General features: G+C 66.2%; 4 protein-coding genes. 1 reads left to right on the top strand and 3 read right to left on the bottom strand.

The annotated features are described in order from the left end of the window. Positions 1-74: 74 nt before the first annotated feature. A complete protein-coding gene (locus tag OX459_RS02925; RefSeq protein ID WP_289903756.1) occupies positions 75-1052 on the top strand; it encodes a hypothetical protein in 978 nt (325 codons plus the stop codon). A 19-nt stretch (positions 1053-1071) separates the two neighbouring features. Here OX459_RS02925 and OX459_RS02920 read toward each other — a convergent pair whose 3' ends face one another. From OX459_RS02920 to OX459_RS02910, 3 genes are all read right to left on the bottom strand, one after another. Continuing rightward, complete coding sequence (locus tag OX459_RS02920) at positions 1072-1812, bottom strand: tetratricopeptide repeat protein (protein ID WP_289903755.1); 741 nt, start codon at positions 1810-1812, stop codon at positions 1072-1074. A gap of 171 nt (positions 1813-1983) precedes the next feature. After that, entirely contained in the window at positions 1984-6429 is a 4446-nt protein-coding gene (locus tag OX459_RS02915; RefSeq protein WP_289903753.1) for an OmpA family protein, read from the bottom strand. 14 nt (positions 6430-6443) lie between these two features. Beyond that, a complete protein-coding gene (locus OX459_RS02910) occupies positions 6444-15053 on the bottom strand; it encodes an SdrD B-like domain-containing protein (RefSeq protein ID WP_289903751.1) in 8610 nt (2869 codons plus the stop codon). Positions 15054-15196: the final 143 nt, after the last annotated feature.

Below are 15196 nucleotides of genomic sequence, written 5' to 3'. Positions count from 1 at the left end.
CCAGGCCGCGCTCCCTCGCTTCCATCTATCTGGCATACTGCGCCCATTCTCCATGAACGCAATCTGCCCTGCCTATGAATTACCGCACCCCGCTCGTCCTGCTACTGGTATCCGCACTGCTCGGCGCCTGCTCGGACAAGACCGCCCCCGCCAGCGCCGACTTGGCAGCTGACGTGGCAACCGATGTCCCCGCAGCCGCTGAGGCAGCCGACACGGCATCGGCCGAACACGTGCCGCCGCCGGCCGCCACCGCGCCCAGGACGGAGGCGATGAACACGCCGCAAGCGCGCGAGCTCGAAGTGGGCATGATGCGCGCCGTCTTCGGCAAGGACTATCGCAGCGACAGCGACGATGCGCTGGCCGACCTGTCCGATCCTGACAACCATATCGACAAACTCAGTTACGTGGTCAGTGCCGTCAGCCACAAGCTGCTGCCCGATGGCCGCGCCATCCTGGTGGCAAACGCGGAAACGGCCAACACGGAAGGCACGGCGGAATCGGCGCATGCCTCGCCGGGACTGCTGAATGTATTTTTCCTGGCGCCCAAGGGCCAGCCGGAAGACGGCCAGTGGCAAGTCGTGAAACGGCTGGAAAACATCGCCGCCCTGGGTTCATCGGGGCAGCTGGGTGAAGTGCACTGGGTCATGCTGGGAGCGAACAAGCCTGGACTGGCGATCCGCCATGGCTATACGGGCCAGGGCTACACCATCACGCAGCTGGCCCTGTTTGAAATCGGCGACGGCAAGGTGACGGCGCTCGATGGCGGCATCGACCTGTACTCGGACAATATGGGCGCCTGTACGCCGGACATGGATGAATGCTGGATGGTGGCAGGCAGCTGGCGCTTCGCGCCAGCGCGCAATGGCGGCGCCTACGATGACTTGCTGATCGATTTCAAGGGCGCGTCCGAGAAGATCAAGCCCGGCGTCACGGTCAAGCCGGACGTAGACCCGCCGCGCATCGCCACGCCATTGAACGGCCACGCGCGCTATGGCTTCGATGGCAAGGGATACAAACTGATCGAGGGCAAGAACACGGTGCCTGGCGTCTGAGCCAGGCACCGGCAAAAAATCAGCGGCGCGCCGCCTCCAGGCGCACCAGCAGCGGCGCATACATGGCACGCGTATGGCTGCTCCAACGGGACATGGCGCTGTCGATATCGAGCAGCAGGCGTTCCGACAATACTTTGTCGCCCTGCTGCAGCGCCCAGATCGCGCATTCGGCGCGGCACTCGAAGCTGTTGTAGCGCGCCAGCGCATCGTCGAATTCCGCCTTCGCCTCCGGCTGGCGCCCGCTTTGCGCCAGCGCACGCGCCGTCAGCAGGGACACCATCTCGGGACGGAAATGGATATCCGTGCGGCGGATGAACTCCAGGTGCGTCAAAGCCTCGGCGCCGCGCCCGCATTCCAGGTAGGCGCGTGCCGCGCCCAGGCGGATTTCCAGATCCGAGGAAAACGCGCCCCGCAGGCAGGCTTCATACGTCGATGCCGCTTCCTGCGCATCGCCTGCTTCCAGCTGCGCGCTGGCCAGGCGCATCTGGTTCTGCGCCGTCGGCGTGTACTCGAAAGCGGCTTTCGCCTCGCGCAGTTCGCGATTCGGATCGAGCACTTGCACGGCCACCGAAGCCACCTTGCGCGCGCCTTGCGGCAGGCGCGAATTGGGCAGGTAGATGGCGAAGAAATACACCACGCTGCCCAGCAGCGGGAACATGAATAAAATGAGCAGCCAGTATAGCTGCTGCCCGTTGCGCACCACGTGAACCGCAAAAAATACTGCGATCAGGATGTGGATGCCTATGCCAAAAATCGTCATGCTGCGACCTCGTTCATTCGTGACGGGAGCCGCTGGCACCATGCCGCCGCTTTCCCTGCCCAGAATATTACACCGGCCGCCGCGGCGAGCTCGCCGGGGAGACACGCGAACGGCGAAAAAAAAGCAGGACAGCCGCGAGACCGTCCTGCTTTCCTGGCGCGCCTATGGGCGTCAGAACGTGCTGATGGCGTTCAGGAACCAGCCCCGGCTGCGATACGACAAATCCGTCAAATCGTCCGAGAAGGTCGTGAAGTTGTAGCCGATGCCGATCTTGGCGTGCTTCGCCACATGCCGGTAGACGCCGACCAGGGCGCCGGCACGCGCATCGCCCGCCTCGCGCGCCTTCAGCCTGCGTCCCTCGATCAGGGCATCCCACTCCTTGACGATATGGAAGTCGGCGCGCAGCACCAGCAATTCCGCGCGGCTGGAAAACCACTCGCCTTGCGTCTTCGACGCGCGCAACTGGCCCGTGCGCACGCCGAATTTCCCGCCCAACGACAGCCATGGCCGCACGTCATACGTCGTATCGACATTCAGGATATGGCTTTTCTGCGTGTAGTCGAGCACCCCGCCCGTGACGCCGTCGACCTGGCCTGGCGAAGGCAGGTTGTAAAAGTACGTGTACTTGAACAGGGTATTCCAGCGGTCGTTGTCGACCGGGCGATAGGCCGCTCCCGTCACCACTTCCGTGTAGTCGCCATCGTAGAAGGCACCCCGCGTGGAACTGCTGCGCGACAGGTTGAACTTGCCCAGCAGGCGCCAATCGCGGTCCAGCTGGTAGCTCAGCGCATTGCGCGTCAGCCACACCTTGCGATGTTCGCTGTTCGCGTCCGTGGCGCAGCCGCCGTCAGCCGGCATGGTGGCGCAACTGCCATCCACCGTCCCCAGCGACTTCGTGCGGTCCGTGCGGAACTCCAGCGCACTGGAAAACTTCAGCCGCTCGTAGGCATATGCCGCCGTCAGGCCGATGGCGTCGCGCTTCAAGTCGCCCGACAGGGGATTCGACAGCGTGCCCGTCTCGAACTTGATGCCCGTGGTCCAGCGCTCGGTGGGCGCCAGGTCCACGCCGAACGCGTGCGTCAGGCTTTGCGGCCCCGCGCCATTGCCCCAGCGGCTTTCCGCAAACAGGCCCGCCTTGTCGTTCAGGCGGTAGCGGCTGCCCGCCGTCAGCGTGGACTGACGGCCGCTGTAGTTCACGTCCGGCGTTTCCGTCTCCATGCGGTAGTTCAGGTAAACGCTGCTGCGCTCATCCATCTGCATGTTGCCGAACAGCTGGCCGCCCGCGCCGCCGCTGCCGCCCGACGCTTCCGCCCCCAGGCGCAGGCGTTCGCTCACCTGGTAGGTTCCACCCAGTCCCGCGCGGTCATTCAGGGCGCGGTTGCCGCTGCGCGACAAGGTATGCTGCACGAAGCCGTACATGTCCCACGGCGCGTACAGCAATCCTGCCACGCGCGCCGAGGCCACGCCGGAAGCGAGCGTGGTGTCGGGGCCGTACTGCGGACCGCCGGCCATGCCTGCCTCGCGTCCCTGCGTCACCAGCTGGCCCGTGATGCCGCCTTCCAGTCCCTGCTGCGGCACGGCGTTCGACGCCGGCGTCTTTTCCAGCGCGCCATCCCGGGCTTGCTGGCCCTGCTGCAATGGCCGATAGTCGACGCGCAGCACGGCGTCGCTGCGCCCGCCATCCTGACTCAGGATGGCGCTGGCATTGTCCCTGCCAGCCGCATTGTCGCGGCGGTCGTGCCGCAGACCTGCCGACACGCCCCACTCCGCATCGAGCTTGTGGCGCAGCGCCGCTTCCACTGCGCGCGCATCCTGGCTGGTGGCCGTGCGGTCATCCACCTTCAACGACACTTCCGTGCGCTCGCCCAGCGGCACCGTCGCCGCCAGGCCCGTTTGCCGCACGGCCTCGCCGTTCAGGGTCTGCATGCCCGGTCCCGCGTAACCGGCTTCGCGGTCCTGCCAGTAGGCGGCGATGCGGCCGCGCGCCGCGCCGCCCAGGTCGGCCAGGTCCAGCGCGCCGTCGAAGCGCTTCGCGTTGGCGGGGCGGCCGCCCGCCGTCGTCTGGTTGAAATCGAAGCCTCCGCTCGATGAACTGAGCACGCTGCTGGCGTCGCCGCTGGAACGGGCTGCCTCGGCCTTGATCCAGGTACCCGGCCTGTAGCGCAAGGTCAGGTCCAGTTCCTTGAGGGTCTGGTCCGAACCCTGTTCGCCCTGGTGATAATTGCTGGCCCCGATGCGCACATGGTCGTTGAACCAGTGGCTGGCGCGCACCCCTACCGAGGTACCGGAAATGGCGCTCAGGCCCGGCACATACTCGTACGTCGCCACCAGGTACACGGGGTTGCCGCTCAAGCTGGCGCTTTGCACCAGCGCGCCGCCATCGGCCACGGAGGACAGCGGCGAGCGCAAGGTCAGGCGTCCCTGCAGGTAGTTGATTTCATAATCCTGCGAAGGCGTCAGCTGGATGCGCTCGATCACCAGGCCCGAATCCTTGTCGCGCACTTCCACCCACAGGCGTTCCGAGCCCTGCGTCAGGTCCAGGTGGCGCAGATAGTATTGCGAACCGCCCGTGCCGCGAAATTCCTCGCGCGACTGCAAGGTGCCCGGCGAAGCGGCAAAGGCGTTGACCGTGCTGGCCTTTTCGCCATGGCTGGTGCTGGCGGCGCCATTCCACAACAGGTTGGCGCCATACAGGCCGCGGCTGTACTGGGCCAGTTCCGAGCCGCTCCAGGTGGTCTGGAAATTCCCCCACATGACGGACGAATCGCCTTTTTCCAGGCGCACGTAAAAGCGCCCCTGGGTAGGCGCATCGTCGACGGTGGTGCTGTCGTCGCCGTACACGGGATAGTATTTATCCGGATCGATGCGGCGCAGCAGGTAGTTCGGGTCCTTGCTCTGGAAATTGTGGAACAGGTCGCGCAGGGGCTGCTCGCGCGTGTCGGCGCTGGCCGTCAGCAGGTAGTCGCCCCTGATCTTGCCCTTCAAGTAAAACGCGCCGCGGCCGTCGGCCCAGGTCTCGTTCTTGTAGTGCTGCGTGTCGCCCGTGACCAGTTCCGCCGGGCCTTTCGTGCGGTCGCGGCCAATGGTCAGGTCGGCCAGCGCCACATAGAACCAGTCGCTGTCGGCGATGTTCAGGTTGCGGCGGAAGGTCATGCCGGCCCCGCTGCCATCCTTCACGGCCACTTCCACCGTATGCGGTCCAGGGCGCATGATCTGGCGCATGGCGAACTTGCCGCTGGCGTCGACCGGCACGACCATGCCCAGCGCCGTCACCTGCTGGCCAGGCTTGATCTTCTCGCCGCTGATGGTGACGCTGCCGCCCGATGCATCGATATTGCGCAAGATCAGGCTCGACTCGCCCCAACCGGCCAAGGCATCGCCGCCGTCCTTCCTGCCCGGCGCTTCGGGCGGCGCCGCATCGAGCAGGCGCAGTGGCTGCAAACGCGTCTCGTCGAACTTGCCGCCTGCGTCGTAGACGCGCAGCAGGTAGCCGATCTGCTCCGGCGCATCGGCCGGTGCCTGCCAGGCCGTCGCTTCGCCCATCGTCGCGGGCACAATCGCAAATGGCTGCTCCTGCGTGCTCTGTCCCTTGGCGAAGATGCGGATCTCGGCGCGCTGCTGGAAAAATGCGTAATTGGTGTACGTGCCAAAACGCACAGGCGCCTGGCGCTGCGCATAAGGCGCTGCCAGCCAGACATTCAAGGCCGGCGCCACATTCAGGGGGTCGTACTTGACCTGGATGTCGGAACGCTCCAGCGCCACGTCGACGCAGCGCTGGCGGTCCGCCTCCTGCTGCGGCGTATCGGTGTCCTGCACCACGCCGTCTATGCTGATGGAGAAGGCTGCATCGCGGTTGGCCAGCTGGCTGGCGACGGCGCAATCGTCGACCTGCACCACCGTCTCGATGCGCTTCGGCGGTGCGGCGGCGACAGCCGGCAGTTCGACGGCTTCCTCGTACCAGGCACGGATTTCCGTGCGGCGGTTCTGCGCCATGCCTTGCGGCGTGGCGTTCGACGCGATCGCTTCGCTCTCGCCCTTGCCGCTGGCGGAGAAGGCCGACGCCGGCAAGTCCAGCGCGCGCATCAGATAGGCCGTGACGGCCAGCGCGCGCGCCTCCGACAGATGCTGGTTGGTCGGGAAAGTCGGTTTCAACCAGGCGGCGATGCGCTGGTTGTCCGTATGCCCGATCACCTGCACGCGCACCTTCTGCTTGCCGCGCAAACGTGCGGCAAGCGCGTCAAGCCGGGCCGTGGCGGCCGGCAGCAGCACATCGCGGCCGGACTCGAAATTGGTGCCCGACAGCAGATCGTCGAAGGTCACGCTCTGCTGCGCCGGCGTGGCCGGCGGCACCGCTTCCAGGATCACGCGGCGCTCGGCGCGGCTCAGGCCAGATGGCGCCAGGTCGCTGAAAGCGGGCGACTCCTGCTCGCCGCTCGAGGGCTGCTGCGCCCCCATGCTGTGGCTCCGGTCCAGCATTTTCCCCCGCAGCGCGTGCTCGTTTGCCGTTTGCGCATGCGCGCCCAGACAGACAAAGCCTATGCTGCCGAGCAAATACACGAGCCGTTTGGGGACCGGCCTGGCCGCCGCTTTGAAGGTGCCTTGATTGCTAACGTTCATGGTAATTTTCGGTTTCATTGTGCGCCCTCGATCTCGATGACGAGGGGATATTCGTTTTGCAGTGCCTGCCAGCGCGCCTGCATCTCGCTTTCGATCGCCTTGCTGCGGCGCTGCGCCAGCGCGGCATCGCCGCCAGCGGCATACGCGATGCGCAGTACCGATGGCTTGGCGCGCAGGCTGGCCACCAGTCCTTCGATGCGTCCGGCCCATTCCGGCTGCAAGGTCGTTTCGCCCGCGACGAATGCGGCGTCGCTCAGCTCAAGACGCACGACACGGTGGATGGTGGCGCCGAAGTTCAGCTTGACCACCTTGCCTCGGGTCAGGCGCACATCGCGCGGATTTTCCGTCGTGACGCGGTAGCCGCTCGGCAGGGTGCGGTCATCGAGCTTCATGACGAAGTTCGAGCCGCGGTCCGCATTCGGAATCGCCGGACAAGCCACGTGGAAGCGTCCTTCCGCATCCGTCGTCACCAGCAAGCCGCGCGCCGTCGCCATGCGCACGCCGGCAATCCCCGCCTCGCCGTCATCCTGGTAGCCATTCGCGTTCCGGTCGTCGAACACCTTGCCGATGATGTCGGGACAATCGAAAGTGGCATCCGGCACCACGCGCACCGTGGCGGTAGCCAGGTTGGAAATACGCGTCTCGCCCGTCGCTGCCCAGGCCTGGTTGACGTATTCGCCATCGCCAACGCCGCTGCCCACCATCAGCATCAGCTTGTAGGTCTTCTTCTCCTTCGGCGCGAAACCGCTTTCCTTCCAGCGCAAGCTGCGGCCATCGACGACAGGTTCCGCCGGCACGCCATTGCGGGTCGCGCTGCCGACGCGGTACTTGAAGCCGGCCGGTATCAGGTCGCGCACCTCCATCGCGCCCAGGGTCGCCGCCTGCGGATTGCTGGCAGTGATCGTGTACGGCACCAGGTCGCCGCGCGTGACGTTCAGCATCGGCGTCGTCTTCGTCACCATGATGCTGTCGCTGCCCAGCGGGTCGAGCGGGATATGGTTGTTCAGGATCGGAGCCGAACCGCCATTCGTGATGACAAAGCTCAGGTAATACTGCGTGGTCCTGGCGCCTCCGGCGATCAGTCCCGTGCAGTTGTTCGGATCGAGTTCCATCTTCGTCGACAATGCCGGCGCCAGCTCGCTGGCCTGGATAAAGGCCGGATCCGGCACCAGGCCCACCGTCAGCGGTCCCTTGCAGGCCGGCAGGCTGCCGGACGGCGCCAGCAGGTAATTCGTCGGCGCCACCACGCTCAGCGTATACACGCCGCTGGGGAAGCCGTTCTGCAGCAGGAACTGGTACATGCCGTCGCTACCCACGGTTTGCGTCTGCTCAGCAACACCACCGACCAGGTGCGTGGCGCTGTCGAAACCCGCAGGGCCGCTGATCGACACGACGGCGCCAGCCACCGGCTTGCGCGTCACGGAGTCGTACACCACGCCGGCCGGATCGAGCGGCAGATTCTGCTCGACGACACGGTCGCCGTCGCGCAAGGTCAGGTTGGTGATGCGGCTGCCACCCGGCACCACCACGCCTTCGCCTCCCGTCGACACGGGCACATTCGGCATGTTGTTGCCATCCTTGAGGAAGGTGATCGCATAGCCGGAACCCGTCGGCAAGCCGCTCGCCTCGTAACCGGGGCAATGCAGGTTGTCGAACTGGTAGAAGCCTTTCTCGTCCGTGATGGCGCGGCAGATCAATTTGCCTTCCTGGTGCAGCTCGGCCGTCCAGCCAGCCACGCCAGCCTGGCTGCCGTCGAGCGGACGCACACGGCTGCCGTCGCGGTTCAGCCATACGTAGCCGTTGATGATGGGCGGCTTCAATTGCGGGATGCCCTTCTCCCCGAACAGATAGCCGCGCATGTCGTCGCCCGCCGCCAGCTTGATGCCGGTGATCGTATCCTTGTTGCCCACGCCGACAGGCTTGCTGGCGTTGGCCGTGCCCACCGATCCTGGCAGCACCGCCGTCTTGCCGTCCACATAAGCGGCCGGCTGCGTTTCCGTCAGGGTGTAGCCGGCGGCGTCGCTGACTGGCACCGTGTCGAACAGATAGCTGCCGTCGGCGCCCGTCAGCACGCTCAGCTTGACGGGCTTGCCATCGACGGACGTGCCGCTCAGGACCACCGTCACGCCGGCAATGCCTGACTCGCCATCGTTGCGGATGCCGTCGTTATTCAGGTCGGCATACACCACGCCGCCGATCTTGCCCAGCATATGGCGTTCGCCAAACAGGTAGCCGCTTGCCTGCGTCGCCACCGGCAGCACGATGTCGCCGATCGTGTTGTGTTCCGGCGCCGCGCCGAAGCTGGCGTTGTTCACCTTGCCGCCGGCGCTGCCGGCCGTTTCGCGGCCGTCGAGATACACGGCAGGCTGGCTTTCCAGCAGGCTGTAGGTACCGGCAGGCAGGCCGTCGAAGCGGTAGCTGCCATCGCTTCCCGTCACCGCCGTACGGGTCAAGCCGTTCGCGCCGCGCACAGTGATTTCAATGTCGGCGATGCCCGCTTCCCCCGCGTCCATGGCGCCGTTGTCGTTCAGGTCGCGATACACGAAACCGCGCAACGACGACACCTGTTCGCGGAAATCATAGCCGCTGCCATTGCCCTGGGGCGGCAGGACGATGGCGCTGACGACATCCACCACGCCGGTACCAACCGGTTTGCCGTTGATGCTGCCGACAACCGTGCCCGTGGCGCCTGGATAGTTGCCCAGGCCGGCCGGCTGCGTTTCAGTGACCGTGTAGCCGGCAGGACCGGACGGATACAGGCCAGGGAAGGTGTAGCTGCCATCGGCGTCCGTGACGACGGTGACATTGACCGGCTTGCCGTGGCTGTCGATGCCGCTCAGCGTCAGGCTCACGCCCGGCAAGCCTTCGCCCTTCTCGTAGCTGCTGCTGTCGTTCGCATCTCCGTACACGCGGCCGGAAATGCTCGCCGCCTGCAGTTCGCCGAAGTCAAAACGCGTATGGCTCTTCGCCGCATCGAATGGAATGCGCGCGATGGTATTGGCCGTACCGATGTCGCAGGCCGGATTGGCGCAGGCGGCGGCGCCGTCGATCAGGCCCTTGCGCTGGCGTCCGTCCAGATAGGCGGCCGGCTGCGTTTCCACCAAGGTATAGCCGGCCGCATTCGCGTGCGGCAGGTCGCGCAAGCTGTAGCTGCCGTCGGCGGCCGTGATGGCCGTGCGGTTGACTGGCGTCACGCCATCGCGGGCGATGCCGGTCAGGGTGATGGTAACGCCGGCGATACCCGCGGTTTCACCCGCATCGCGTACGCCATTGTCGTTCGCGTCGACGTAGACGGCGCCGCTGATGGCACCTGTCTTCTCGCCGAAATCGTAGCCCGTCAATTGCGCACCCGGCGCCAGCGCGATGGCGCTGACCACGTTGGCCACGCTGGCATTGCCGCCGCCATTGCCGGCCGCCTGCGCCGCATCGGCGTAATTGACCGGCTGCGTCTGCGTCACGGTATAAGTACCGGCGAGCAGGCCGTCGAAACGGTAGGCGCCGTTGGCATCGGTCAGCACCGTCACGGGACCGCCTGCCCCACCCGTCAGCGTCAAGGTCACGCCAGCCAGCGGCGTATCGCCGCTGCCGGCCGCGCCATTGCCGTCCACATCGAGGTAGACCTTGCCGGCGATGCTGCCCGTCAGTTCGCCAAAATTGTAATCGCGCGCGCTGCCGCCGTTCGGCAGCACGATGCCGTTGAACTGGTCGAAACGGGGCGCACTGCCGCCGATGCGGCCTGTCGCGACGCCATTGACCGTGCCCACGCTTTCCGCGCCATCGAGGTAGGCGGCAGGCTGGGTTTCAGCCACGGCATAGCCGTTGCCGTCGCTTTGCGGCAGGCCCGTGAAGCTGTAGCCGCCGTCGCCCGCCGTTTGCAGCGTGCACAAGGCAGGCACGATCACGCTGCAGACGTCGAAGCCGTCCGCCGTGGTGCCCGACAGCGTGATCGTCACGCCGGCGATGCCCGTCTCGCCCCCATCCTTGCGGCCGTTGCGGTTTGCATCGATATACACGTAACCGGACAGCGACTGCGCCACGCCGCCAGCCGCGCCTGGCGCCTGGCCGAAATGGTAGCCCGTCGCCGTGGCGCCGGGCAGCAGCACGATGGCGCCGGCAGTCCGGATCGCCGCACCGGGCACGCCCGCGCCAGGCACGCGCACGGCGCCGTCGATCAGGCCACCCAGGCTGCCTGCCTGCGCACCCGTGTGATACAGGCTGGCTGGCGGCGTGACCGTCACGGCATAGCCGGCAGCGTCGCTCGGCGCCAGGCCCGCAATCAGGTAACTGCCGTCCGCACCCGTCTGGAAGGTGCAGCTCGGCACGGCAATGCCGGGACAGACGGGATGACCGAGATGGTCGTTGCCACTCAGGGTCAGCGTGACACCGGCCACGCCCGTGCTTTCACCACCCTGGCGCACCGCATCGCGGTTGCTGTCCATGTAGACGCTGCCGGCAATCGACGCCAGCGCCAGTTCGCCGAAATTGCGCTCGGTGTAGCTCAGGCCCGGTTCGATACTGCCGATGACGATGCCTTCCGGCGCCGCGCGTCCCGCGCTGTTCGCCACGACATTGCCGGCGCCGTTCTGCTCCTTGCCATCCGCATGGCCGGCAGGCTGGGCCAGTTCGGTCACCGTGTAGGATTCTCCCAGCCGGCTAGGCGGGACATTCGTGAAGCTGTATTTGCCATTGGCGTCGGTGGTGGCCGTGCACGCGCTACCCATCGCGACGCACACGTCGGCGCCCCAGAAGGTCTGGCCGGAGAGCTTCACCTGCACGCCGGCGATGCCATTTTCGCCCGCCTCGCGCAAGCCGTTGTTGTTCTTGTCGGCGTACACGTAGCCGCTGATGGCCGCATGCGCGTATTCCTGGAACAGGTAGCCCGTCGCCGCCGTATTCGGCGCCAGCACGATCTGGCCGATGGTGTTGTGCGCCGCGCTGGCGGAACAGTTGGCGCCGTTGTCGCAGCTGGCCGGCGGCGGCGTGCCACCGGCCGTGCCCGCGACTTCAAACAGGTCGGCGTAGCTGGCCGGCTGTGTCTCGACGAGGGTATAGCCGCCGGCCGCGGAGCGCGGCAGGCGGTCGAACAGGAAGTCGCCGCTGCTGGTGCTGAGGGTCAGCGGCGCGCCCGCCGTGCCGATATCGTTGCCCCAGAAATCCTGGCCGTACAGCGAGAACGTCACGCTGCTGGTGATCTTTTCACCGGCATCCATGCCGTTGCTGCGGTTCGCATCGTTATACACGGAGCCGGCGATGCTCGATTTGACGATCTGCACGTCGACGCTGGCACTGTTGTTGCCGGCGTTCGGATCGCGCGAGGTGCCCGGCGTCGGCACGATGCTGGCGGTATTCGTGATATTGCTGGCGAACGGTCCCGCATAGGCCGGGTACGGCGCCTTCACGGGGATGGTGATGCTGACCAGGTTGGCCGTGTCGGCTGCGCCCGATGCAATCGGCAGCACGCCCAGCGTGCAGGTCACGGTGACCGGCGAACCGCTGCTGACGCAGTTGTTCAAGGTTAGCGAAGCGCCCGAGCCAAGGCGTGCCATCGGTGCACCCGTCAGCACGAAGCCGGCCGGCAGCACGTCGGTGACGACCGTGCTGGCCGCCAGGGCGGGACCCAGATTCCCCACCACCAGGGTGTAGGTAAAGGGCTGGTTGATGCTGAACGGCGATGCGGGCGAAACGGTTTTCGATACCAGCATCAGGTCGGTCTTCGGCAGCACGGTGGTGGTTTCTTCCACCACGTTGTTCGTCGCCAGCTTGTCGCCGGCAAACGGCGCCGCACCCGTTTCCAGCGATTCGACGCTGGCGTTGATCTTGTAGGTGATCGATCCCAGCGGCGCATTGCTGACGGGACCCGTATCGAATTTCAGGCCGAACACGCGGCTGGCGCCGCTGGACAGCGTGCTATCGCCGGGCACGCTGGCCAGGTAGCACACCAGGTTCGTGCCCGCGCCGCCCGGCTGGCTGCACGAGGCGCCGGCCGGCAAGGTGGTACCTGCGGCATTCCACAGCATGGTATAGGGAACGGCAGCGCCGTTTTGCGGCGGCGGCACAGGGGTCACGACCAGCTTCAGGCCGGTGGCCAGCGACGGCCCGTTGTTTTGCACGGTGACCTTGTACACCAGCGTATCGCCGAACGGGCTCTGTTCGTAGCCCGTATCGACGGCCGACACGCTCAGGTCCAGCTCCTTGCTGATCACGGTGACGGTGGTGCTGTTGCTGTTGTTGGCCGCGTTGCTGTCGTCGGTCGTCGTGCTGATGGTGGCGCTGGTGGCATAGGCCGCGTCGAGCGCATCCGGGTACGGGAACACGGGGATGACAGAGAAGATCAGCTGGCGCGTCTCGCCATCGCCGAGTCCAAAGGTCCGGCATTCGATGCCGGCCTGTCCCGCATAGGGCGCACCGCTGAAGGCGGGCACCAGCGTGCATTGCGCGGCGCTGCCCGCGATGCTGGCCGAACCGGCCACATACGCCATGCGGGCTGGATCGATGACCTGGCGCAGCACCACATTTGCCGCGCTGCTGGGGCCATTGTTGCGGATCGAGGTGGTGAACACCAGCGGCACGCCGACGCGCACGGGGTTCGGCGCACCGGCCATCGCCGTGACGCCGACGTCGGCCTGCGGCACCACGGTGACGGTGGCGCCGGAGCTGTTGTTGGCCGCATCGGTGTCGATGGCATCCGGGCTCGATACCTTGGCGGTATTGAGCAAGGCGCCGTCCTTCAACGGGCGATTGAGCGTGATGGTGATGGTGCGCGACGCGCCATTGCCCAGGTTCAGCAGCGTGCACGTGATGGTCGACGCAAAGCTGCAGCTTTCGCCTGCGCCGCTGCCGGCCAGCACGACGCTGCCGCCCGTGGTGCCGCCGCTGCCGTTGTACCAGTGCGGCAAGGCGTCGACCACCTTGACTGTCGGTGCGCTGTCCGGGCCAGCATTGCTGACCACCAGGGTATAGCTGAAGGTATTCGAGGCGGCCGGCAAGCTGACCAGGGACGCCGTCTTGACGATGGCCAGGTCGACGTTCAACGGCGTCGATGTGACGCTGGCGGTGTCGCAATTGCCCGTGCTCGCATTGTCCGGCGGCTGGTGCGCAGACCCGGCGGCCATGCCGGTACAGGCGGTATTGCTCAAGGTGCCGGAAAAACCCGCTTGCGCGCGCGTGGTCAGAACCAGGGCAGGCAGTTTCGCGCCGCGCGCCAGGCTGCCGGAGATCGTGTAGGTGCAGGTCACCAGCTGTCCCGCCGCGCTGCACGTCCAGCCCGCGCCGCTGGCGCTCACATAGCTTTCTTGCGGCGACAAGGTATCGGTCACGGTCACGGTGCCGCTGGCGGCACTGGTGGAGGTGCTCGCATTGGTGACCGTGACGGTATTGGTGATCAGGCCATTCGCCGCGACCAGTCCTGGCGACTTGCTCTTGCTCAGGGTCAGGTGGGCGAATGGCGCGACGATGGTGTAGGTGGCCGAGGCGGGATTGTTCAAGCCGTCGAGCGGGGCGCTGCGTGCCACGTCCACCACATTCGCGCCGCCCGTCGCACCCGTGGCGACGGTCAGCGGAATCAGGAACTTGGAAGAGGTGGCGCCCAGCGCCAGCGCGCCGACATTGCAGGTGATCGTCTGGCCAGCCTTGGCGCAGCCTGCCGGCAAGGTGCCGATCGTGAAATCGCCGGATACCGTCGTCTTCACGGTGACGCCGCTGGCATCCTGCGTGCCGCTATTGACGGCCCACAGATTCAGGCTGACCGCCTCGCCCTGCGTCAACGAGCTCAGGCCGCTGGCGTTCGACACCAGGGTTTGCCGGGCATCGAGGTCGGTGCCCGGCTTGACCGTGACGATGACCTGGCTCGGTCCGTTGTTGCCATCTTCCGGATCGCCGGTCTGCAAGTCGCTCGAAGCCACCGACGCGCCGTTGGTGATGGTGCCGGCGATGCTCTTGACGATGCGCCCGCCGATCGTGATGGGGGGAGCTTGCTGCCCCACGCCGATGGCCGCGCCGCTGTAGGTACAGGTCAGCACGGTGCCCGAACGGGCGCATGCCCAGCCCGTGCCGGACGCCGACGCATAGGTAAAATCTGCGCTGGCCGGCAAGTTGTACGTGACCTTGAATTGCGATGCGCTGTCCGGACCGGCATTTGCCACGTCCACCCGGTAGCCCACCGTTGCGCCGGCCGCTGCCGTACAAGCGGCGGGACAACCGCTCAAGCCCGTCGTGCCGCTGGCGGCGACACTCAGGTCCGCGCCCTTGATGACGGTGACCGTCTTGATCGAATCGTTGTTGAAACTGTTGCCGTCCGTGTCCACGTTGACAAAAGACACGCTGGCCTTGGTCACCACGGCAGACGCCGCCGAGCCCGTGCCGCTGAAATTGACCGTCCAGTTCGCGGTCTTGCCCAGTCCGCTGCGCGTGCAAGTGAGCAATTGCGGACTGGCTGCCAGATTGAAGGCGCAACCGGCCGGCGCCGTGCTCGACGCAAAATTCACATTGGCGGGCAATTCCACCGCCAGGCGCACGGTGCCCGTCGCATCGACCAGGTCCTCATTGTTCGTCACCACCACCGAAAAGCTGGCCTTGCCGCCGCGCGGCACGGGGTCTGGCGCCTGCAGGTAGGCGGAAACGGACAAGTCGATTGTCGCCGCCGACGCCGTTCCCGCCGCGCCAAGGGTGCAGAAACAGGCGATCAGCCATAACAGGCGCTGCAGGAGACCGCGCGGCCCTCCCCGCTTGCAGGAGATCAGACAGGAAAAGATAGTGCGCAAAAAGGAGG

The organism is Janthinobacterium sp. SUN026, from assembly GCF_030397625.1.
Taxonomy (GTDB): Bacteria; Pseudomonadota; Gammaproteobacteria; order Burkholderiales; family Burkholderiaceae_D; genus Janthinobacterium; species Janthinobacterium kumbetense.
The sequence above is the reverse complement of the archived record's forward strand: the minus strand, read 5'-3'. Positions and strand labels throughout refer to the sequence as shown.